This window comes from Pseudomonas sp. UBA3153 (assembly GCF_002364635.1).
Taxonomy (GTDB): domain Bacteria; phylum Pseudomonadota; class Gammaproteobacteria; order Pseudomonadales; family Pseudomonadaceae; genus Pseudomonas_O; species Pseudomonas_O kuykendallii.
In genome coordinates this window covers 1-20,322 of record NZ_DEYR01000041.1, presented here as the reverse complement: position 1 = coordinate 20,322, position 20,322 = coordinate 1, and the positions used below count along the sequence as shown (strand labels likewise).

19 protein-coding genes and 1 pseudogene are annotated in these 20,322 nt (G+C 67.8%); 19 read left to right on the top strand and 1 reads right to left on the bottom strand.

Translation table 11 applies throughout. The annotated features are described in order from the left end of the window. Positions 1–197 precede the first annotated feature (197 nt). The 7 genes from B2X67_RS10260 to B2X67_RS10230 all read left to right on the top strand — a co-directional run bounded on the left by B2X67_RS10260 (position 198) and on the right by B2X67_RS10230 (position 10,489). Positions 198–1,943, top strand: coding sequence for a potassium/proton antiporter (locus B2X67_RS10260; protein WP_282340468.1), 1,746 nt, complete (start codon positions 198–200; stop codon positions 1,941–1,943). Positions 1,944–2,037: 94 nt separating this feature from the next. Then, positions 2,038–5,370: a mechanosensitive channel MscK gene (mscK, locus tag B2X67_RS10255; protein WP_282340466.1), complete on the top strand. Its 3,333-nt coding sequence runs from the start codon at positions 2,038–2,040 to the stop codon at positions 5,368–5,370. A gap of 108 nt (positions 5,371–5,478) precedes the next feature. Continuing rightward, positions 5,479–6,939 (top strand): protein adenylyltransferase SelO, encoded by a 1,461-nt coding sequence (gene selO / locus B2X67_RS10250; protein WP_286785422.1) that lies wholly within the window; start codon positions 5,479–5,481, stop codon positions 6,937–6,939. 139 nt (positions 6,940–7,078) lie between these two features. Next, positions 7,079–8,056 carry a sulfite exporter TauE/SafE family protein gene (locus B2X67_RS10245; protein WP_090225731.1) on the top strand — a complete coding sequence of 326 codons (978 nt, stop codon included), beginning with the start codon at positions 7,079–7,081 and terminating at the stop codon, positions 8,054–8,056. Positions 8,057–8,172: 116 nt separating this feature from the next. After that, positions 8,173–9,450 carry a bifunctional O-acetylhomoserine aminocarboxypropyltransferase/cysteine synthase gene (locus B2X67_RS10240; protein WP_286785421.1) on the top strand — a complete coding sequence of 426 codons (1,278 nt, stop codon included), beginning with the start codon at positions 8,173–8,175 and terminating at the stop codon, positions 9,448–9,450. A gap of 67 nt (positions 9,451–9,517) precedes the next feature. Beyond that, positions 9,518–9,952, top strand: coding sequence for a thioredoxin TrxC (gene trxC / locus B2X67_RS10235; protein WP_286785420.1), 435 nt, complete (start codon positions 9,518–9,520; stop codon positions 9,950–9,952). Between the two features lie 87 nt (positions 9,953–10,039). Then, positions 10,040–10,489 (top strand): YiiD C-terminal domain-containing protein, encoded by a 450-nt coding sequence (locus tag B2X67_RS10230; RefSeq protein WP_282340456.1) that lies wholly within the window; start codon positions 10,040–10,042, stop codon positions 10,487–10,489. Positions 10,490–10,494: 5 nt separating this feature from the next. Here the strand turns inward: B2X67_RS10230 and B2X67_RS10225 are convergent, their stop codons facing one another. Next, the gene (locus B2X67_RS10225) at positions 10,495–11,268 is read right to left on the bottom strand and encodes a ParA family protein (RefSeq protein ID WP_286785419.1); all 774 of its coding nucleotides are present in this window, start codon (positions 11,266–11,268) and stop codon (positions 10,495–10,497) included. A gap of 286 nt (positions 11,269–11,554) precedes the next feature. Here B2X67_RS10225 and B2X67_RS10220 point away from each other — a divergent pair, with 286 nt between their 5' ends. The 12 genes and pseudogenes from B2X67_RS10220 to B2X67_RS10165 form a co-directional block, all read left to right on the top strand. Beyond that, positions 11,555–12,313 (top strand): beta-ketoacyl synthase chain length factor, encoded by a 759-nt coding sequence (locus B2X67_RS10220; RefSeq protein ID WP_286785418.1) that lies wholly within the window; start codon positions 11,555–11,557, stop codon positions 12,311–12,313. Then, positions 12,289–13,098 carry a lysophospholipid acyltransferase family protein gene (locus B2X67_RS10215; protein WP_286785417.1) on the top strand — a complete coding sequence of 270 codons (810 nt, stop codon included), beginning with the start codon at positions 12,289–12,291 and terminating at the stop codon, positions 13,096–13,098. Before B2X67_RS10220 ends, B2X67_RS10215 begins: the two co-directional genes overlap by 25 nt. Continuing rightward, complete coding sequence (locus B2X67_RS10210; protein WP_090225722.1) at positions 13,079–13,339, top strand: phosphopantetheine-binding protein; 261 nt, start codon at positions 13,079–13,081, stop codon at positions 13,337–13,339. Before B2X67_RS10215 ends, B2X67_RS10210 begins: the two co-directional genes overlap by 20 nt. A gap of 11 nt (positions 13,340–13,350) precedes the next feature. After that, the gene (locus B2X67_RS10205; RefSeq protein WP_090225720.1) at positions 13,351–13,602 is read left to right on the top strand and encodes an acyl carrier protein; all 252 of its coding nucleotides are present in this window, start codon (positions 13,351–13,353) and stop codon (positions 13,600–13,602) included. Continuing rightward, the gene (locus tag B2X67_RS10200; RefSeq protein ID WP_286785416.1) at positions 13,599–14,144 is read left to right on the top strand and encodes a hypothetical protein; all 546 of its coding nucleotides are present in this window, start codon (positions 13,599–13,601) and stop codon (positions 14,142–14,144) included. The genes B2X67_RS10205 and B2X67_RS10200 overlap by 4 nt, the downstream gene beginning before the upstream one ends. Beyond that, the gene (locus tag B2X67_RS10195; RefSeq protein WP_286785415.1) at positions 14,141–15,823 is read left to right on the top strand and encodes an acyl-CoA synthetase family protein; all 1,683 of its coding nucleotides are present in this window, start codon (positions 14,141–14,143) and stop codon (positions 15,821–15,823) included. Before B2X67_RS10200 ends, B2X67_RS10195 begins: the two co-directional genes overlap by 4 nt. Further along, entirely contained in the window at positions 15,816–16,550 is a 735-nt protein-coding gene (locus tag B2X67_RS10190) for a glycosyltransferase family 2 protein (RefSeq protein WP_090225714.1), read from the top strand. The genes B2X67_RS10195 and B2X67_RS10190 overlap by 8 nt, the downstream gene beginning before the upstream one ends. Next, positions 16,547–17,479 carry a glycosyl transferase gene (locus tag B2X67_RS10185; protein WP_286785414.1) on the top strand — a complete coding sequence of 311 codons (933 nt, stop codon included), beginning with the start codon at positions 16,547–16,549 and terminating at the stop codon, positions 17,477–17,479. Before B2X67_RS10190 ends, B2X67_RS10185 begins: the two co-directional genes overlap by 4 nt. Beyond that, a complete protein-coding gene (locus B2X67_RS10180; RefSeq protein ID WP_286785413.1) occupies positions 17,469–19,004 on the top strand; it encodes an HAL/PAL/TAL family ammonia-lyase in 1,536 nt (511 codons plus the stop codon). Before B2X67_RS10185 ends, B2X67_RS10180 begins: the two co-directional genes overlap by 11 nt. Then, complete coding sequence (locus B2X67_RS10175) at positions 18,997–19,422, top strand: acyl-CoA thioesterase (RefSeq protein ID WP_286785412.1); 426 nt, start codon at positions 18,997–18,999, stop codon at positions 19,420–19,422. Before B2X67_RS10180 ends, B2X67_RS10175 begins: the two co-directional genes overlap by 8 nt. Beyond that, positions 19,419–20,012, top strand: coding sequence for an outer membrane lipoprotein carrier protein LolA (locus B2X67_RS10170; protein WP_286785411.1), 594 nt, complete (start codon positions 19,419–19,421; stop codon positions 20,010–20,012). The genes B2X67_RS10175 and B2X67_RS10170 overlap by 4 nt, the downstream gene beginning before the upstream one ends. Then, positions 19,996–20,322: pseudogene (locus B2X67_RS10165) on the top strand (hypothetical protein); the annotation flags it as partial. The gene B2X67_RS10170 and the pseudogene B2X67_RS10165, both read left to right, overlap by 17 nt.

The following is a 20,322-nucleotide window of genomic DNA, read 5'->3' as shown; positions in this document are numbered from 1 at the left end:
CGTCCCGCCCGGCGGGACGTTTTCCCCCTTCGGCGATGCACCTCGCCCCTCTCCGCCGCCCGCCTGGAAAACGCCGGACATTTTTTGACAGCGGCGCAAAACCTCAGGTTAGAATCCCTGGCATGCGACCTGCATAGAAAGGTCGGACCGTGCTCGTTCGAGGCGGTCGTTTTCGCCCGCCTGAGGAGTAGCCGTACGTGGATGCCATCACCATCAACAGCCTGTTCCTGATCGGCGCGTTGCTGGTGGGTGCGAGCATTCTGGTCAGCTCGCTGTCCTCGCGCCTGGGCATCCCGATCCTGGTGATCATCCTCGCGGTCGGCATGCTCGCCGGCATCGACGGTCCCGGCGGCATCGGCTTCTCCAACTATCCGATGGCCTACCTAGTGGGCAACCTGGCGCTGGCGATCATCCTCCTCGACGGCGGCCTGCGCACCCGTGTGTCCAGCTTCCGCGTGGCGCTCTGGCCGGCGTTGTCGATGGCCACGGTGGGCGTGTTGATCACCACCGGGCTGACCGGCATGGCCGCCGCCTGGCTGTTCGACCTGAACCTGATCCAGGGCCTGTTGATCGGCGCCATCGTCGGCTCCACGGATGCTGCCGCGGTGTTCTCGCTGCTCGGCGGCAAGGGCCTCAACGAACGGGTCAACGCCACCCTGGAGATCGAATCCGGCAGCAACGACCCGATGGCGGTGTTCCTCACCGTGACCCTGATCGACATGCTCGCCAAGGGCCAGACCGGCGTCGACATCGGCTTCCTCGGCCACTTGCTCAGCGAATTCGGCATCGGCGCGCTGCTCGGCCTCGGCGGCGGCTGGCTGCTGCTGCAGATGATCAACCGTATCCACCTCGCCCACGGGCTCTACCCGCTGCTGGTCATCAGCGGCGGGCTGATGATCTTCGCCCTGACCAATACCCTGCACGGCAGCGGCATCCTCGCCGTCTACCTTTGCGGCCTGGTGCTCGGCAACCGCCCGATCCGTTCGCGCCACAGCATCCTGCACATGCTCGACGGCATGGCCTGGCTGGCGCAGATCGGCATGTTCCTGGTCCTGGGCCTGCTGGTCACGCCGCACGACCTGCTGCCGATCGCGATCCCGGCGCTGGGACTGGCGCTGTGGATGATCCTGATCGCGCGGCCGCTGTCGGTGCTGGTCGGGCTGTGGCCGTTCCGCGCCTTCCACGACCGCGAGAAAGCCTTCATCGCCTGGGTCGGCCTGCGCGGCGCGGTGCCGATCATCCTTGCGGTGTTCCCGCTGATGGCCGGGCTGCCGCACGCCCAGATGTACTTCAATCTGGCGTTCTTCATCGTCCTGGTGTCGCTGCTGGTGCAGGGCACCAGCCTGCCGTGGGCCGCCAAGCTGCTGCGCGTCACGGTACCGCCGGCACCCGCGCCGATCTCCCGCGCCGGGCTGGAAGTGCATCCGACCAGCGAGTGGGAGCTGTTCGTCTATCGCCTCGGCGCGGAGAAATGGTGCATCGGCGCCGCCCTGCGCGAGCTGAAGATGCCCGAGGACACGCGCATCGCCGCCCTGTTCCGCGGCACCGACCTGCTTCACCCGTCCGGCAGCACCACGCTGGAAGCCGGCGACATCCTTTGCGTGATCGGCCACGACCGCGACCTGCCGGCGCTCGGCAAGCTGTTCAGCCAGGCGCCCAAGCGCGGCCAGGACCTGCGCTTCTTCGGCGACTTCGTGCTCGAGGCCGACGCCGAGCTGGGCGCCATCGGCGCGCTCTACGGCCTGCAACTGGACGATCTCGACGGCAGCCAGCCGTTGGGCCGCTTCATCGCCCGGCAGATCGGCGGCGAACCGGTCGTCGGCGACCAGGTGGAATGGAAGGGCCTGACCTGGACCGTCGCCAGCATGGACGGCAACCGCATCGGCAAGGTCGGCGTCAGGTTTCCCGAGGGCGGCCGACCGGGGCCGGGGCTGTTCCTCTAGCCCGAAGCGGCGCGCGGGTCATCGCAAGCGGCTGAGGCTATTGGTCGCGACGGCCTGTTAAACTCGCCGTCTTTCCAGCCGCACGAATGCCGCCATGTCCTTTCTGCGTTGCCTGCCTTTCGCCCTCCTGCTCGGTTTCTGCCTGAGCGTTTCACCCTCTTATGCCGAACCACCGTCGCGCGATGCCGTGCAGCAGAGCCTCGACGGCCTGGCCCAGCGCAAGCTCGCCGAGGCCGACCAGGCCGCGGTGCAGCAGGCCCTCGAACGCACCCTGAGTCTGCTCGACCAGCGCGCCACGACCCAGCAGGCCCTGGCCAGCCTCAAGCAGCAGCTCGCCGAAGCGCCACGCCTGATCGCCACATCTCAGCACCAGCTGGCGCAGCTCAAGGCCAGCACGCCGGTGGACATCGCCAGGCGCTACGCCGCGAGCAAGGTGCCGGAGATCGAGCAACTGATCGCCGAGCGCAGCAACCAATTGAACGAGTGGCAGAAGGCGAGCACCGCCGCCAACAGCCTGATCATCACCTCGCAGACCCGCCCCGAGCGCGCGCAGACGGAGATCAGCAGCAACCAGACGCGCAGCCAGGAAATCAGCAGTGCGCTGAAAACCGGCAAGCTGGACGGCAAGCCGCTGATCCCCGAAAGCCGCGGCATGCTCGAAGCGGAACTGGCGCAGCTCGACGTGCAGACCCAGCTGCGCCGCCAGGAGATGGCCGGCAACAGCCTGCTGCAGGACCTCGGCAACGCCCAGCGCGACCTCCTGCAGGAGCGCATCGCGCGGCTGGAGAAGGAAATCCTCGACCTCCAGCAACTGATCAGCGATAAGCGCCGCGAACAGTCCGAGCAGACCGTCGCGGCCCAGTCGGCGGAAGCGCAGAAGCTCAGCCCGGACAGCCTGCTGGCCCAGGAAAGCAGCGAAAACCTGCAGCTCTCCGATTACCTGCTCAAGGCCACCGACCGCCTCAGCGAGCTGAACCGCCTGAACCTGGAGGCCCGGCAGAAACTGGACAACCTGACTCAGGCCGACCAGGCGCTGGAAGAGCAAATCAACGTGCTCAAGGGCAGCCTGCTGCTGTCGAAGATTCTTTACCAGCAGCAGCAGGCGCTGCCGAAGGTGAAGACCGACAGCAACCTCGCCGACGAGATCGCCGACCTGCGCCTGTACCAGTTCGAGCTCAGCCAGCGCCGCGAAAAACTCGGCCGCCCCAGCGAATACGTCGACCGGCTGCTCGCCGCGCAGCCGCCGGAGCAGGTCACTCCCGAGCTGCGCCAGTCGTTGCAGGGCATCGCCGACACCCGCGCCGAGCTGCTCGCCCAGCTCAACACGGAGCTCAACTCGCTGCTCAGCGAGTCGATCAACCTGCAGCTCAACCAGAAGCAGCTGCAGGACACCGCCAAGAGCCTGCGCGCCACGCTCGAAGAGCAAATGTTCTGGATTCCCAGCAACCAGCCGCTGGGGCTGGACTGGCTGCGCCTGGCGCCGTCCTACCTGGAGAGCCAGGTGGCGCGGGTGCCGTGGAGTTCGCTGACCCAGGAGCTGCTGGCCGGCCTCGGCAGCCGCCCGTGGGTGTTCATTCCGCTGCTGCTGGGCATCGGCGTGCTGCTCTGGCGACGCCGTTTCATCCACCAGAAGCTGCAGAAGCTGCACGGCGACATCGGCCACTACAAGAACGACAGCCAGCTGCACACGCCGCTGGCGGTGTTCCTCTACATTCTCCTGGCGCTGCCCGGCAGCCTGTTCCTGATGCTCTGCGGGCTGGCGCTGCGTTATGACGCGCGCGGCCAGAACGCCGCCCTGGGCTCGGCGCTGATCCAGATGGCCGAGGCCTGGCTGGTGTTCTACACCGCCTACCGGGTGCTCGACAGCGGCGGCCTGGCCGAGCTGCATTTCCGCTGGGCGCGCCGCCAGGTGTCGTTCCTGCGGGCGCAGATGCGCAAGCTCGGCTTCGTGGTGATGGCGTTGCTGGCGGTGGTGAGCATCGCCGAGGTGCAGCCCGAGACCCTCGCCGAGGACGTCATCGGGATCGTCGTGGTGCTGGTCTGCTACGCGCTGATGGCCTGGCTGCTGGGCAAGACGCTGCTCAGCGGGCCGCGCAAGAAGGCGGTCAACCTGATCATCGGCGTGGCCATCATCGCCCTGCCGATCGCGCTGATCCTCGCGGTCGGCTTCGGCTACTACTACACCGCGCTGCGCCTGTCCGACCGCCTGATCGACACGCTTTACCTGGTGATGATCTGGATCCTGTTGGAAGCCATGTCGGTGCGCTGGCTGTCGGTGGCGGCGCGGCGCCTGGCCTACCAGCGAGCATTCGCGAAGCGCCAGACGCAGGTGAAGGAAGGGCCGGAAGGGCAGGAACTGCAGGAGGAGCCGAACCTCGACATCGAGCAGATCAACCAGCAGTCGCTGCGCTTGATCCGGCTGGCACTGCTGGGCCTGTTCCTGGTGGCGTTGTACTGGGTCTGGGCGGACCTCATCGGGGTCTTCGCGTATCTCGACAACGTCACCTTGTACACCTACACCAGCGGCACCGGCGCAACGGCTACGCAGACCCCCATCAGCCTGCTCAATCTGCTCAGCGCCCTGCTCATCGTCGCGGTCACCCTGGCGCTGGCGCGCAACCTGCCGGGCCTGCTGGAGGTACTGGTCCTTTCGCGCCTGAGCCTGGCGCAGGGCAGCGCCTACGCGATGACCACGCTACTGTCCTATGTGATTACCGGGGCCGGCCTCGTGGTCGGGCTCTCGACCCTCGGGGTCAGCTGGGACAAGCTGCAATGGCTGGTTGCGGCGCTGTCCGTAGGACTGGGCTTCGGCATGCAGGAAATCTTCGCCAACTTCATCTCCGGCCTGATCATCCTCTTCGAGCGCCCGGTACGGATCGGCGATCTGGTCACCGTCGGCGGCGTCACCGGCTCGGTCAACCGCATCCAGATCCGCGCCACTCACATCACCGACGCCGACAAGAAAGTGGTGATCGTGCCGAACAAGACTTTCGTCACCAGCCAGCTGATCAACTGGACGCTCACCGACACCGTGACGCGCCTGGTCCTCAAGGTCGGCGTCGGCTACGGTTCGGACCTCGAGCTGGTTCGCCGGCTGCTCTACCAGGCGGCCAACGAGAACGCCCGGGTGATGCGCGATCCTGAACCGCTGGTGCTGTTCCAGGTGTTCGGCGAAAGCACCCTGGATCACGACCTGATCATCCACGTTCGCGAACTCGGCGATCGCGGCCGCGCCACCGACGAGATCAACCGGAGGATTTTCCAGCTGTTCAACGAAAACGGCATCGAGATCGCGTTCCGTCAGGTCGATGTGTTCGTCAAGAACAGCGAAGGCCAGGAAGCCCAGGTCGAACGCAACGCGATCGTCACCGGAGCAGCCGCCGCCGGCGCAGATGCCAGCGTGCCGAAGCCACCAGTGGTGCCCTAACGGCACAGCGGTGCGATCTCGGCGAAATCGGGCGGGGGCGCTGGTACGGGCCGAACGGCACCCCTTGGCAGCGTTCAAACCCAGTATGTCCGAGATGCGGAGAACACCTTGAAAAGCCTAGACACACTGCAGTTCGATAACCGCTTCGCCCGCCTGGGCGACAGCTTCTCCACCGCCGTGCTGCCCGAACCCATCGCCGAACCGCGTTTGGTGGTGGCCAGCGCGTCGGCCATGGCGCTACTCGACCTCGACCCGGCCGAGAGCGAACGTCCCGAATTCGCCGAAATCTTCGCCGGCCACATGCTCTGGTCCGACGCCGAACCGCGGGCGATGGTTTATTCCGGGCACCAGTTCGGCTCCTACAACCCGCGCCTGGGCGACGGCCGCGGCCTGTTGCTGGGCGAGGTGGTCAACGCCGCCGGGGAGCACTGGGACCTGCACCTCAAGGGCGCAGGGCAGACCCCCTATTCACGCAGCGGCGACGGCCGCGCGGTGCTGCGCAGTTCGATCCGCGAATTCCTCGCCAGCGAACACCTGCATGCGCTGGGCATCCCCAGCTCGCGGGCGCTGTGCGTGACCGGCTCGAGCACGCTGGTCTATCGCGAGACCGAGGAACGCGCCGCCATGCTGCTGCGCATGGCGCCCAGCCACGTGCGCTTCGGCAGCTTCGAGTACCTCTACTACACGCGCCAGCACGACGCCCTGGGGCAGCTCGCCGAGCACGTCCTGCGCGAGCATTACCCGCACTGCCTGGAGTCGCCCGAGCCGCACGCGGCCCTGTTCCGCGAGGTGCTGGAGCGCAACGCCGAGCTGATCGCCCGCTGGCAGGCCTACGGGTTCTGCCACGGGGTGATGAACACCGACAACATGTCGATCCTCGGCATCACCTTCGACTTCGGCCCCTACGCCTTTCTCGACGATTTCGACGCGCACTTCATCTGCAACCACTCCGACGACAGCGGCCGCTACTCCTTCAGCAACCAGGTGCCCATCGCGCACTGGAACCTCTCCGCGCTGGCCCAGGCGCTGACCCCGTTCGTCAGCGTGGAAATCCTGCGCGAGACGCTGACCCTTTTCCTGCCGCTGTACCAGGCGCACTACCTCGACCTGATGCGCCGTCGCCTGGGCCTGCAGCAGGCGGAGGAGGCCGATGGCGAACTCATCGAGCGCCTGCTGCAACTGATGCAGGGCAGCGCCATCGACTACAGCCTGTTCTTCCGCCGCCTCGGCGACGACGCGCCGGAAACGGCCCTGGCCCGACTGCGCGACGATTTCGTCGACCTTGCCGGGTTCGATGCCTGGGCCGTGCGCTACCGCGCCCGCGTCGAGAATGAAGGCGGCGACCAGACCGCGCGCCGGCAGCGCATGCATGCGGTGAACCCGAAGTACATCCTGCGCAACTACCTGGCGCAGCGCGCCATCGAGGCTGCGGAAGCCGGCGACTACCGCGAAGTGCGCGAACTGCACGCGGTACTCGCCCGGCCCTTCGACGAACAACCCGGCAAGGAAGGTTTCGCCGAGCGTCCGCCGGAATGGGGCAAGCATCTGGAAATCAGTTGCTCGTCCTGAGCAGCTGAGCGTCCAACACCGCAGTTCCAAACAAAAGCACATATAACCCTGCCGAATCATTCTTAGACTCTCTAAGCAAAGCTCACTATCGTGGCGCCACCGGGTGGCCAACCACTCGCCCAGACGGCTTCTGCATTAGATGAAAATCCGCGATCTAGACCTTACCGCCAGCCCGATCAACAGCGAGCACCAGGCCCTCGGCCTGCCGCCGGTCGAGGACTACGTTTCCAACCCGATCAACCATCCCGTGCTGCGCGTCGCCATGTGGCTGGCGGTGGCCATCCTGGTCGGCCTGCTGAGCTTCCTCGCCTGGCGGCTGTTCTTCGGCGAACACCAGAGCAGTGGCCTGGAGATCATCGAGGGCGCGCTGAACAGCCCGCTGTTCTGGAGCGCGGTGGCGGTCGGCTTCCTGGCCCAGGCCATCGATGGCGCGCTGGGCATGGCCTACGGCATCACCGCGACCACCTTCCTGCTGAGTGCCGGTGCCTCGCCCGCCGCGGCCAGCGCCAGCGTGCACATCGCCGAGGTCTTCACCACCGGCCTGTCCGGGATCTCCCACGTCAAGCTGGGCAACGTCAACAAGTCGCTGTTCCTGCGCCTGCTCGTGCCGGGAATGATCGGTGCCGTGCTCGGCGCGGTGGTGATCACCCAGTTCGACGGCAAGGTGCTCAAGCCCTTCATCTCCGCCTACCTGCTGCTGATGGGCCTGTACATCCTGGCCAAGGCGTTCCGCCACGTGCTGCAGAAGCGCCAGCCAAAGCACATCGCCAAGCTGGCGCTGTTCGGCGGTTTCGTCGATGCGGCGGGCGGTGGCGGCTGGGGCCCGGTGGTGACCACCACCCTGATCGGCTCCGGCAGCGACCCGCGCACCACCATCGGCTCGGTAAACTTCGCCGAGTTCTTCCTGACCATCGCCAGCGCCACCTCCTTCATCCTGCTCGCCGGTCAGCCGAGCACCTGGCTGCTGGTCGCCGGCCTGGTCTTCGGCGGCCTGTTCGCCGCGCCCTTCGCCGCGCTGCTGTGCAAAAGCCTGCCGGCGAAGACCCTGCTGATGCTGATCGGCAGCCTGATCACCCTGATCAGCGCCTACAACATCTACAACGCGCTGGTTGGTTGATCGCGGCATAACCTTAGGCGCAAACGGTTTAGCCGGGCGCGGCGGGACGCATTGACCCGCCGCCGTTCCAGTCGACATGCTCAGGGCCTTCCCTGCCACGATGGAACGCCTCGCACATGAAACTGGAAACCCTCGCCATTCACGCCGGCTACAGCCCCGACCCGACCACCAAGGCGGTGGCCGTGCCGATCTACCAGACCAGCTCCTACGCCTTCGACGACACGCAGCACGGCGCCGACCTGTTCGACCTGAAGGTCGCCGGCAACATCTACACGCGGATCATGAACCCCACCAGCGACGTGCTGGAAAAGCGCGTGGCGGCGCTGGAGGGCGGTGTCGGCGCGCTGGCCGTGGCGTCCGGCGCGGCGGCCATCACCTACGCGATCCAGACCCTCGCCGAGGTCGGCGACAACATCGTCTCGGTGGCCAAGCTGTACGGCGGCACCTACAACCTGTTCGCCCATACCCTTCCGCGCTTCGGCATCGAGACCCGCTTCGCCCCGCACGACGACATCGCCGCCCTGGAAACGCTGATCGACGGGCGCACCAAGGCGGTGTTCTGCGAATCCATCGGCAACCCGGCCGGCAACATCGTCGACCTGCAGGCACTGGCCGATGCCGCGCATCGCCATGGCGTGCCGCTGATCGTCGACAACACCGTTGCCACCCCGGTGCTCTGCCGGCCGTTCGAGCACGGCGCCGACATCGTCGTGCACTCGCTGACCAAGTACATCGGCGGCCATGGCAACTCCATCGGCGGCATCGTCGTCGACTCCGGCAAATTCCCCTGGGCGCAGCACCGCGAGCGTTTCCCGCTGCTCAATACGCCCGATCCGTCCTACCACGGCGTCACCTACACCGAGGCCTTCGGCCCCGCCGCCTTCATCGGCCGTTGCCGCGTGGTGCCGCTGCGCAACACCGGCGCCGCGCTGTCGCCGTTCAACGCTTTCCTCATCCTGCAGGGCCTGGAAACCCTGGGCCTGCGCATGGAACGGCACACCGCGAACGCGCTGAAGGTCGCCGAATACCTGCGCGATCATCCACAGGTGCGCTGGGTGAAGTACGCCGGCCTGGCGGATCACCCGGAGCACGAACTGGCGCAACGCTACGTCGCAGGCAAACCGGCGGGCATCCTGTCCTTCGGCATCGAGGGCGGCCAGGCCGCCGGCGCGCGCTTCATCGATGCGCTGCAACTGGTGGTGCGTCTGGTGAACATCGGCGATGCCAAGTCGCTGGCCTGCCACCCCGCGTCCACCACCCACCGCCAACTCGACGACGCCGAACTGGAGAAGGCCGGCGTGCCGCGCGACATGATCCGACTGTCGATCGGCATCGAGCACATCGACGACATCCTCGCCGACATCGGGCAGGCGCTGGCTGCGGCGCGCGGCTGACCGGCCGCCTTGACTTCCCGGCCCGCGGCTCCACATTAGGATCACCATCCTTCGACGGAGCCGCGGCATGTCCGACGCCCTTCTCGTTCCCTGCGCGCACTGCGCCGGGCTCAACCGCATACCGGCAGCGCGCCTGGGCGAGACGCCGAAGTGCGGCCACTGCAAGGCCGAGGTGCTCAGCGCCACCCCCTTCGAACTGAACCAGGCCAATTTCGACCGGCAGACCAAGGGCGATTTGCCCTTGCTGGTGGACGTCTGGGCCGACTGGTGCGGGCCGTGCAAGGCCTTCGCCCCGGTGTTCCAGCAGGCCGCCGCGCAACTGCGTGGGCGTTGCCGGCTGGGCAAGCTGGACAGCGAAGCCAACCGCGAGCTGTCGGCGCGCCTGGGCATCCGTTCGATCCCCAGCCTGATCCTCTACCGCGACGGCCGCGAGAGCGCGCGCCAGAGCGGCGCCATGCCGCTGCCGCAACTGCTCGCCTGGCTGAACGGCCAGGGACTCTGAGCGCATCGGTCAGTGGCGCCGAGCGCGGCGATCATTGCCGCGTCAGCGCCGCCGGCTAGGCTAGGGACCTTACCGAAGGAGTCCGCCATGCCCGTGCCCGCCGAGATCGCCCGCCAGCTCACCGAGGAAAAGATCGCCTTCGTCCAGCGCATGGGCCTCAAGGCCGAGGTGCTGGAGCCCGGCTTCGTGCGCCTGCTGGCGCCGCTGGCCGGCAACCAGAACCACATCGGCAGCCTGTACGCCGGTGCCCTCTTCACCCTCGCGGAAATGCCCGGCGGCGCACTCTTTCTCACCAGCTTCGACAGCCAGCGCTTCTACCCGGTGGTGAAGGAGATGAACCTGCGTTTCCGCCGCCCGGCCACCGGCGACATCCGCGTGGAGGCGCGTCTGGACGCCGCCGAGATCCAGCGCATCCAGGAAGAGGCGACGCGCGCCGGCAAGGCCGAGTACCGGCTGGAGCTGCAGCTCACCGACGCCTCGGGCGCAGTGGTGGCCGAGAGCAGCGCGCTCTACCAGTTGCGCGCCCACTCGCGCTGACGCGCTCAGCCGCTGGCTTCGAGCAACTGGTGCAGCTCGACGAACTGCCGGGTCAGCTTGTGCGTGGGGTCGAGATGGATCAGCGGCGTACAGGCCTCGTGCGACTCGCGCATCTTCACCGAGGCACCGAGATAGACCGGCAGCACCGGCAGACCTTCGCCGATCATCTCGTCGAGCACCCGCTGCGGCAGCGCCGCCCGCGCCTGGAACTGGTTGACCACGATGCCTTCCACCGTCAGGCCGGGGTTGTGGTCGTCGCGAATCTCCTCGATCTCGCGCAGCAACCCGTACAGCGCCTGGCGCGAGAAGCTGTCGCAGTCGAAGGGGATCAGGCAGCGCTCGGCGGCGATCAGCGCGGACACCGTGTAGAAATTCAGCGCCGGCGGCGTATCCAGGTAGATCCGCTCGTAGTCCTCGTCGAGTGAATCGAGCAGCTTGCGCAGCTTGTTGATCTTGTGTTTCGCCTCCAGCTTGGGCTGCAGGTCGGCAAGCTCCGCGGTGGCGGTGATCACGTGCAGGTTGTCGAACGGCGTCTCGTAGATGTCCACCTTGCCGTTCTTGGCGATCGGCCCGGACGAGAGGATCTGCGTGAAGAAGTCGGCGATCCCCAGCGGGATTTCGTCGCCGGCCAGCCCGGTGAGGTAATGGGTGGAGTTGCCCTGGGTGTCGAGGTCCACCAGCAACGTGCGATAACCCTCGGCCGCGGCGACCGCCGCCAGGTTGCAGGCGATGCTCGACTTGCCTACCCCGCCCTTCTGATTGAACACCACGCGCCGCATGCGAAACCTCCGGAAATGGAACCCGCTGCTCACTCTACGCCGCGAAGATGACGATAAGACGACAGCGCGCGGGCCGCGGATCGCCGCGTTTCGATGAGCGGCGATCACTCTACCGCCCGCCTTTTGTATAAAGGATCGATTAGAACGCCAGTGACCCGGAAGGTTGCGCGGCGTCACATTCGACTCTGTAACAATGTTTGCCTGTAGCGGATGGCGCCGGGATAATCCGCCCGCGCGTGGTCTGGACAGTTTCACACCAACCCGTTTCAGGAAGACGCACCTCGCAATGGACACCCGTACAAGCGGGAACGAGCGCTTTGACGTGATTCAATTCAGCATCGATCAATGGAGAGCATGGGCCCCCGGCCTGGATGACGCGGACGCCTGGACGCGCTGGAGCCTGGCCCCCGGCTGTGTCGGCGGCGACCCGGCGGCCGTGCCTGCGGTCGATTTCCTGCCCGCGATGCAGCGTCGGCGCATGAGTCGGCTGGCGCGAATGACCTTCCAGGTAGCCTGGCCGCTGGCCGAAGGCCAGGCGCCGATGCCGATGGTGTTTGCCTCCCGGCATGGCGAGACGCCGCGCACCTTCGCCCTGCTCAGCGAACTGGCCGAGCGGCAGCCGCTGTCACCCACCCAGTTCAGCCTCTCGGTGCACAACGCGATCATCGGCCTGTGGTCGATCCTGCGCGGCGACGACAGCGAGATGACCGCCATCGCTGCCGAAGGCGACGGCCTGGAGCATGCCCTGCTCGAAGCCGCCGGGCTGCTTGCCGAGGGCGAGCCGCAGGTGCTGCTGGTGATCGCCGAGGACCGCCCGCCGGAGGCCTACGCCCCCTGGATCGACGACGTGCCCTTCCCCTATGCCGTGGCCCTGAGGCTGCGCCGCGGCGCGCAGTGGTCGCTTACCTGCGACACGCCCAGCGCCGACGCAACCGCCTGCCGGTGGCCGCATGCGCTGAATGTCCTGCTCACCCTGCTGCAAGGCAAAAGCCTGTGCAGCAACCACTGGAAGAGCCGCGCATGGACCTGGCGACGCAATCCGTGAAGGCGCACGGCAGCGCGCCCTATGCCTGGCGGCTGATCGCCACGGGCCTAAGCTTCGTGCTATTCGGAGTCGGCGGGCTGTGCCTGAGGCTGCTGATCTTCCCGCTGCTGAGCCTGCTTCCCGGCGACGCGGCCCGGCGCCGCCAGCGGGCACGCGCCACCGTCAGCCGGCTGTTCTGGCTGTTCGTCCAGTTCATGTACCGCAGCGGCGTGCTCACCTACGAGATCGAAGGCGTGCAGCGCCTCGGCCAGCCCGGCCAGTTGATCATCGCCAATCACCCGTCGCTGATCGACGTGGTGGTACTGATCGCCTGCATCCGCGATGCGAACTGCGTCGTCAAGCAGAGCCTGTGGAACAACCCGTTCACCCGCGGTCCGGTGCGCGCCGCGGGCTACATCAGCAACAGCGGCAGCATGGACATGCTCGACGAGGCGGCCGGGGCGCTGCGCTCGGGTCAGACGCTGATCGTCTTCCCCGAAGGCACCCGCACCACACCCGGTCGTGCCCCGGAGTTCCACCGTGGCGCCGCGGCGATCGCCCTGCGCGGTGCCCGCATCGTCACGCCCGTGGTGATCAGCGTCACGCCGACGACCCTGACCAAGGCCGAGCCCTGGTACAGCATTCCCTCGCGGCGCTTCCACTTCCGCCTGCACGTCGGCGCGGACATCGATCCGCAACGCTTCGCCGAACAGGACTCCGCGCCCATCGCTTCGCGCAAACTCAACGATCATCTGCATCACTACTTCATGAAGGAGCTCGCCGAAGATGAGCCAACTGGAAACTGACATCAAAAACCTGATCATCGAGGCCCTTGGCCTCGAAGACATGGGCCCGGACGACATCGACAGCGAACAACCGCTGTTCGGCGACGGCCTCGGCCTCGACTCGGTGGACGCCCTGGAACTGGGCCTGGCCATCCAGAAGCGTTTCGGCATCAAGATCGACGCCGAAGCCAAGGACACCCGCACGCATTTCGCCAACGTGGCCCGCCTGGCGGCTTACGTCAGCGCGAGCAAAGCGGCCTGAAGGAACGACCCATGCAGAATCGCGATGAAATCTTTGCCACCCTGCGCGACGCGTTGGTCGAGCTGTTCGAGCTGGAACCCGAGCGGATCACGCCGGAGGCCAACCTCTATCAGGACCTGGAAATCGACAGCATCGATGCGGTCGACCTGATCGACCACCTGAAGCGGCAGACCGGCAAGAAGATTGCCGCCGAGGACTTCAAGGCGGTGCGCACAGTGGCCGACGTGGTCGAGGCGATGCACAAGATGCAGGACGCCGCTTGAGTCGACTGATCGCGCTGGGATTGCTGCTGGCCGGGTTGGCCTATCCGTTCGCCGTCTATTACGGCCTCGGGCATCTGTCACCGCAGTTCTTCGCCATCCTGCTCGGCAGCCTCTGGCTGGCGCGCATGCTGTGCAGCGCCGAACGCCCGGGCAACCGCTGGCTGGCGCTGGGCGCGCTGGCCTTCTGCGTGCTGCTCGGCGTGGTCGGCGACGCGCACCTGCTGCGCTGGTACCCGGTGCTGATCAGCCTGATGCTGCTGGCGCTGTTCGGCCTGAGCCTCAGGTACGGCCCGCCGCTGGTCGAGCGCCTGGCACGCCTGCGCGAGCCGGAACTGCCAGCCGTGGCGATCCGCTACACGCGCCAGGTCACCGTGGTCTGGGCGATCTTCTTCCTCTGCAACGGGCTGCTCGCCGCCGCGCTGACGCTGTGGGCGCCGCTGAGCTGGTGGACGCTCTACAACGGGCTGCTCTCCTACCTGCTCATGGGCCTGCTGTTCATCGGCGAATGGCTGTTGCGCCAACGCGTGAGGGCGAGCGCATGACACCGTTGCACCGCCTGTTGCTGGAATCGCCCGGCCCGCGCGCGCTGAGCCTGGCGCCGGCCCTCGAGCACGCCGAATTCCGCCAGCGCGCCCTGTGCCTGGCGGCCGCCCTGCAACGCCGCGGCGTGCGCCGCCTGGCCCTGCACCTGGAAGACGCCGCCGAGCTGGCCATCGCGCTGTTCGGCGCCTGGCGCGCCGGTGTCGAGGTGGTCCTGCCCGCCGACCTGCAACCGGGCAATCGCCAGCGCCTGGCGCCGAAGGTCGACCTCTGGCTGACCGACCAGCCTGGCGACACGCGCCTCGACGCGCCGCAGGACGAGCCGCTGGCCGCCGCGGAACTGGACCTGGACGCCTGCCGCCTGACGCTGAGCACCTCCGGTTCCAGCGGCAAACCTAAGCTGATCAGCAAGTCGCTGCGCCAGTTGGCCAACGAAGTCGACGCGCTCGAAGCGCTGTGGGGCGCCGAGCTGGGCGCCGCCACGCTGATCGGCAGCGTCGCCGCACAACACATCTACGGGCTGCTGTTCCGCGTGCTCTGGCCGCTGGCCGCGGGGCGCACCTTCCTGCGCCGCGCGCTGCCATTTCCCGAAGACATCCAGCTCGCCAGCCTGGGCCTCGCCGACGCCGGCGGGTTCGCCTGGGTCGCCAGCCCGGCGCTGCTCAAGCGCATGGGCGACAACCTCGACTGGCCCGCGCTGGGCCGCGTCAGCAAGGTATTTTCCTCCGGCGGCGCGCTGCCGGCCGAAGCCGCCCAGGAGTTGCAACGGCGTCTCGGCCAGTGGCCGACGGAAATCTACGGCAGTTCGGAAACCGGCGGCATCGCCTGGCGTCAGGGCGAGGGCCTGTGGCAGCCCTTCGCCGGAGTCGAACTGAGCCAGGATGACAGCGGCGCGTTGCGCATCGCCTCCAGTTACTTGCCGGCCGGCCATATCGAACAGTCGGCGGATGCCGTCAGGCTCGACGCCAGCGGTGGCTTCGAGCTGCTCGGTCGCCTCGATCGCATCGTCAAGCTGGAAGAAAAACGCATCTCCCTGCCGATGCTCGAAGGGGCGCTGGCCAGCCACGCCTGGGTCGCCGATTGCCGCCTCGGCGTGATCAGCGAAAACCGCGCCTATCTGGGCGCCCTGGTCGCCCTCAGCGATGCCGGGCTGCACGTCTTGCGCAACGAGGGCCGTCGCGCGCTGACCCAGGCGCTGCGTGCCCACCTCGGCGATCATTGCGAGGCGCTGGCGCTGCCGCGTCGCTGGCGGTTGTTGCGGCAACTGCCGCTGACCGCGCAGGGCAAGCTGCCGCAGGCGCAGGTCGATGCTCTGCTGCAGGCGCCGCGCACCCGGCAGCCGGAACGGGTCGAGGAACACGAAGTGGACGGCGAGTGGCGACTGCTGCTGGACGTGCCGCCGGACCTGGCGCACTTCAGCGGGCATTTCCCGCGCACCCCGGTGCTCCCCGGCGTGGTGCAGATCGACTGGGCGCTGAGCCTGGCCCGCGAGCTGCTCCAGCTGCCCCCGCGTTTCTGCGGTATGGAGGTGCTGAAGTTCCAGCAACTCGCGCGTCCCGGCGATCGACTGCAGCTGACGCTGCGCTTCGATGCCGAGCGCGGCAAGCTGCACTTCGCCTATCGCAACGGCGATGCGCCCTGCTCCTCCGGGCGCATCCTCCTCGGGCCGGCCAATGTTTAGGCCGTGCGCGGTGATCCCAGTGTACAACCACGAACACGCCCTGCCGCTGGTGTTGCAGGCGCTGCGCGAGGCCGGGCTGGCCTGCGTGATCGTCGACGACGCCTCCAGCGCGGCCTGCGCCGCAGCGATGGATCGCCTGGCCGACGCCGAGCAGGTCCACCTGGTGCGCCTGGCGACCAACCAGGGCAAGGGCGGCGCGGTGATGGCCGGCCTGCGCGAAGCCCGCCGCCTGGGCTTCAGCCATGCGCTGCAGGTGGATGCCGATGGCCAGCACGACCTCGGCGACGTCGCCGCCTTCCTCGCCGCCGCGGAGCAGGCGCCGCAGGCGCTGATCTGCGGCTACCCGCAGTACGACGCGAGCGTGCCGAAGAGCCGCCTCTACGCGCGCTATCTGACCCATGTCTGGGTCTGGATCAACAGCCTCTCGCTACGCATCCGCGACGGCATGTGCGGCTTCCGCGTCTACCCGCTGGAGCCGACCCTGGCGCTGATTGACTCGGCGCGGCTGGGCAGGCGGATGGATTTCGACCCGGAGATCCTCGTGCGCCTGGCCTGGCGCAACCAGCCGATGCGCTGGCTGCCGACCCGCGTGCACTACCCGCTCGACGGCCTGTCGCATTTCCGCCTGTGGCAGGACAACGCGCTGATCTCGAAAATGCACGCCAAGCTGTTCTTCGGCATGCTCGGCCGCGCGCCGCTGATCCTCTGGCGGCGGTGGCGGGCATGAATGACGCCGGCCAGCACTGGGCCGCGCAGGGCGAACGCGGCAGCTTACTGCTGATGCGCTTCACCGCCTGGGCCGCGCGCACCCTGGGCCGCCGGCTGATCGCGCCGCTGCTGTACGGCATCGTTTTCTATTTCTTCCTGTTCGGCCGCCGGGCGCGTCGCAGTGCCCGCGAATACCAGGACAACCTCGCCCAGTGGAGCGGAAAAGCCGGGCTGCGGCCAAACACGCGCTCGGTGTTCCGCCAGTTCCTCGCCTTCGCCGACAGCCTGCTCGACAAGCTCGACGTCTGGAACGGCAAGCTGGACATGCGCGACATCGAACTGCTGGACCCGGCCGGCCTGCGGCAGAAGACTTCTTCGGGCCAGCGCGGCCAGCTGCTGGTCGGCGCCCACCTGGGCAACCTCGAGGTATGCCGCGCGCTGGCCGAACTGGGCGAACAGGTGCGCATGAACGTGCTGGTGCACACCCGCCACGCCGAGCGCTTCAACCGCCTGCTCGGTGAGGCCGGTGCCAGCCGCCTGCGCCTGATTCAGGTCAGCGAGCTGGACCCGGCGATCATGCTGCAGCTGTCGGAGCGGCTGGACAACGGCGAATGGCTGGCCATCGCTGGCGACCGCGTGCCGTTGCACGGCGGCCGCCGCAGCCGGGTCGACTTCCTCGGCAAGCCGGCCGATTTTCCGCAGGGCCCGTGGCTGCTCGCCGGGCTGCTGCAATGCCCGGCGAGCCTGCTGTTCTGCATCAAGCAGCGCGGGCGCTACCGGATTCACCTGGAGCCCTTCGCCGAACGCATCCACTGGCGGCGCAACGACCGTCAGCAGGTGATCCGCGAGTGGACGCAGCGCTACGCCCTGCGCCTCGGTGAGCACTGCGCCCAGGCGCCGCTGCAATGGTTCAACTTCTATCCGTTCTGGAAATCGCATGACGACTGATCCCGTGGTGTTCGGCGAAAGCCATCTTTCCATCGAAGCACTGGTCGCCGTGGCCGAGCGCCGCGCACCGACGCGCCTGCAGGACGACGCCGCCTTCCGTGAGCGGATCGCTCGCGGGGCTCAGTTCCTCGACACTCTCCTCGACCGCGAAGGGGTCATCTACGGCGTCACCACCGGCTACGGCGACTCCTGCGTGGTGGCCGTGCCGCTGCAGCACGTCGAGGCGCTGCCGCAGCACCTGTTCACCTTCCACGGCTGTGGCCTGGGCAAGCTGCTCGACGCTCAGGCCACTCGCGCCGTGCTCGCCGCGCGCTTGCGTTCGCTGACCCACGGCATGTCCGGCGTGCGCCTGGAATTGCTCGAACGGCTGCAGGCGTTCCTCGCCGAGGACGTGCTGCCGCTGATTCCCGAAGAAGGCTCGGTGGGCGCCAGCGGCGATCTCACGCCGCTGTCCTACGTCGCCGCCGCCCTCGCCGGCGAACGCGACGTGCTCTGGCGCGGCGCCCGCCGCAACGCCGCCGAGGTCCATCGCGAACTCGGCTGGACGCCGCTGGTGCTGCGGCCCAAGGAAGCCCTGGCGCTGATGAACGGCACCGCGGTGATGACCGGCCTGGCCTGCCAGGCGTTCGTCCGCGCCGACTACCTGTTGCGCCTGGCCACGCGCATCACCGCGCTCAACGTGATCGCCCTGCAGGGCAACCCGGAACACTTCGACGAGCGCCTGTTCGCCGCCAAGCCGCACCCCGGCCAGGCCCAGGTCGCCGCCTGGCTGCGCGACGACCTGGCCATCGACGGCCCGACGCCGCCGCTGCATAGGCTGCAGGATCGCTACTCCATCCGCTGCGCGCCGCACGTGCTCGGCGTGCTCGCCGACAGCCTGGGCTGGCTGCGCCAGTTCATCGAGACCGAGCTGAACAGCGCCAACGACAACCCGATCATCGACGCCGAAGAAGAGCGCGTGCTGCACGGCGGGCATTTCTACGGCGGCCATATCGCCTTCGCCATGGACAGCCTGAAGAACCTCGTCGCCAACGTCGCCGACCTGCTCGACCGCCAGCTCGCGCTGCTGGTGGACACCCGCTACAACCACGGCCTGCCGAGCAACCTCTCCGGCGCGCCGGCGCACACCGCGATGATCAACCACGGCTTCAAGGCGGTGCAGATCGGCGCCAGCGCCTGGACCGCCGAGGCACTGAAGAACGGCATGCCGGCGAGCCTGTTCTCGCGCTCCACCGAATGCCACAACCAGGACAAGGTCAGCATGGGCACCATCGCCGCCCGCGACGCCCTGCGCAGCCTGGAGCTGAGCGAGCAGGTCGCCGCCGCGGCGCTGCTCGCCGCCAACCAAGGCGTCTGGCTGCGTGCCGGCCAGGCCGATTCGCGCGCGCTGCCGGCGGCGCTGGCGGCGATGCGCGAACAGCTCGCCAGCGACTTCGCGCCGGTGATCGAGGACCGCGCGCTGGAGACCGAGCTGCGCCTGTGCCTCACCCACATCCGCAACCGCCTCTGGGGGCTGTATGCGTAAGGACGGCGTACTGCAAAGCGAAATCGAGGTGCTGGTGCCGTTCTTCGACGTCGACTCGATGGACATCGTCTGGCACGGCCACTACGTCAAATACCTGGAAGTCGCCCGCTGCGCGCTGCTCGAGCGCATCGGCCACAACTACCAGCAGATGCGCGACGCCGGCTACGGCTGGCCGATCATCGACCTGCAGCTGCGCTACGTGCGGCCGGCGCGCTTCAACCAGCGCATCAGCGTGCGCGCCGACCTGGTCGAGTGGGAAAACCGCCTGAAGATCAACTACCTGATTCGCGACGTCGAAACCGGCGAACGCCTGACCCGCGCCAGCAGCGTGCAGGTGGCGGTCGAGATCGCCAGCCAGGAAATGCAACTCGCCTCGCCGGCGGTGTTGGTCGACGCCGTGCGCAGGGCGCTGGCATGAGACGCCTGCTGCTGGCGACCGCGTTGTCGCTGCTCCCGGCGCTGGCCCAGGCGTTCGGCCTGGAACAGCTGGCGGCGCAACTGGGCAAACCCGCGGTGGTGCGCGGCGAATTCGTTCAGCAGAAGTTTCTCCGCGCCCTGGAAAAACCGCTGACCAGCCGCGGGGAGTTCGTCCTGGCCAAGGGCCACGGCCTGCTCTGGCTGTTGAAGACGCCGCTGCAGCAGGATTACCGCATCGACGAACAGGGCATCGCCCGGCGCGAAGCCGGCGGCTGGCAGGCGATCCCGCAACGCAGCGCCAGCGCCCAGCAGAACCGCCTGTTCCTCGCCGTGCTGGGCGGCGACAGCAGCGGCCTGCAACGGGATTTCGAGCTGGCCCTGCAAGGCGATGCACAGCACTGGCAGCTGACCCTGACGCCGCGCGCGCTGCTGCTCAAGCAGATCTTCAACAGCATCCGCATCGACGGCGGCGCGCTGGTACAGCGCATCGTGCTGAACGAAACCCAGGGCGACCGCACCGAGCTGCTGTTGCAGAACAGCGTCGCGGCCGATGCCCTGTCCGATCGGGAACAGCATGATTTCACCGATTGAGCGGCGCGCCCCCCGGGTCTTTCTCGCCGGTCTGCTGATGCTCCTCGCGCTGGGCGCCTGGCAGTGGCGAAACGGCGCGCCACTGAGCACCGACATCCTCGAACTGGTGCCCGGCAGCAGCCGCGACGCGCTGCAGAAAAGCGCCGAGCAGCGCATGCAGGAACCGCTGAACCGCGAATTGCTGGTGCTGGTCGGCTACCCGGAGCGCGACCGCGCGATCGCCGCTGCCGCACGACTGGCCGGCGTCTGGCAGGCCAGCGCGCTGTTCGAGAAGGTCCAGACCGGCGTCCAGGCCGACCTGCCGGCGCTG

Excerpts from the sequence above, each read along its gene's own strand:
- B2X67_RS10245 (WP_090225731.1), top strand. The coding sequence starts at position 7,079 with ATGAAAATCCGCGATCTAGACCTTACCGCCAGCCCGATCAACAGCGAG.
- B2X67_RS10220 (WP_286785418.1), top strand. The coding sequence starts at position 11,555 with ATGGACACCCGTACAAGCGGGAACGAGCGCTTTGACGTGATTCAATTC.
- B2X67_RS10210 (WP_090225722.1), top strand. The coding sequence starts at position 13,079 with ATGAGCCAACTGGAAACTGACATCAAAAACCTGATCATCGAGGCCCTT.
- B2X67_RS10230 (WP_282340456.1), top strand. The coding sequence starts at position 10,040 with ATGCCCGTGCCCGCCGAGATCGCCCGCCAGCTCACCGAGGAAAAGATC.
- B2X67_RS10195 (WP_286785415.1), top strand. The coding sequence starts at position 14,141 with ATGACACCGTTGCACCGCCTGTTGCTGGAATCGCCCGGCCCGCGCGCG.
- B2X67_RS10190 (WP_090225714.1), top strand. The coding sequence starts at position 15,816 with ATGTTTAGGCCGTGCGCGGTGATCCCAGTGTACAACCACGAACACGCC.
- B2X67_RS10170 (WP_286785411.1), top strand. The coding sequence starts at position 19,419 with ATGAGACGCCTGCTGCTGGCGACCGCGTTGTCGCTGCTCCCGGCGCTG.
- trxC (WP_286785420.1), top strand. The coding sequence starts at position 9,518 with ATGTCCGACGCCCTTCTCGTTCCCTGCGCGCACTGCGCCGGGCTCAAC.
- B2X67_RS10240 (WP_286785421.1), top strand. The coding sequence starts at position 8,173 with ATGAAACTGGAAACCCTCGCCATTCACGCCGGCTACAGCCCCGACCCG.
- B2X67_RS10225 (WP_286785419.1), bottom strand. The coding sequence starts at position 11,268 with ATGCGGCGCGTGGTGTTCAATCAGAAGGGCGGGGTAGGCAAGTCGAGC.
- mscK (WP_282340466.1), top strand. The coding sequence starts at position 2,038 with ATGTCCTTTCTGCGTTGCCTGCCTTTCGCCCTCCTGCTCGGTTTCTGC.
- B2X67_RS10175 (WP_286785412.1), top strand. The coding sequence starts at position 18,997 with ATGCGTAAGGACGGCGTACTGCAAAGCGAAATCGAGGTGCTGGTGCCG.
- B2X67_RS10215 (WP_286785417.1), top strand. The coding sequence starts at position 12,289 with ATGGACCTGGCGACGCAATCCGTGAAGGCGCACGGCAGCGCGCCCTAT.
- B2X67_RS10185 (WP_286785414.1), top strand. The coding sequence starts at position 16,547 with ATGAATGACGCCGGCCAGCACTGGGCCGCGCAGGGCGAACGCGGCAGC.
- B2X67_RS10180 (WP_286785413.1), top strand. The coding sequence starts at position 17,469 with ATGACGACTGATCCCGTGGTGTTCGGCGAAAGCCATCTTTCCATCGAA.
- B2X67_RS10205 (WP_090225720.1), top strand. The coding sequence starts at position 13,351 with ATGCAGAATCGCGATGAAATCTTTGCCACCCTGCGCGACGCGTTGGTC.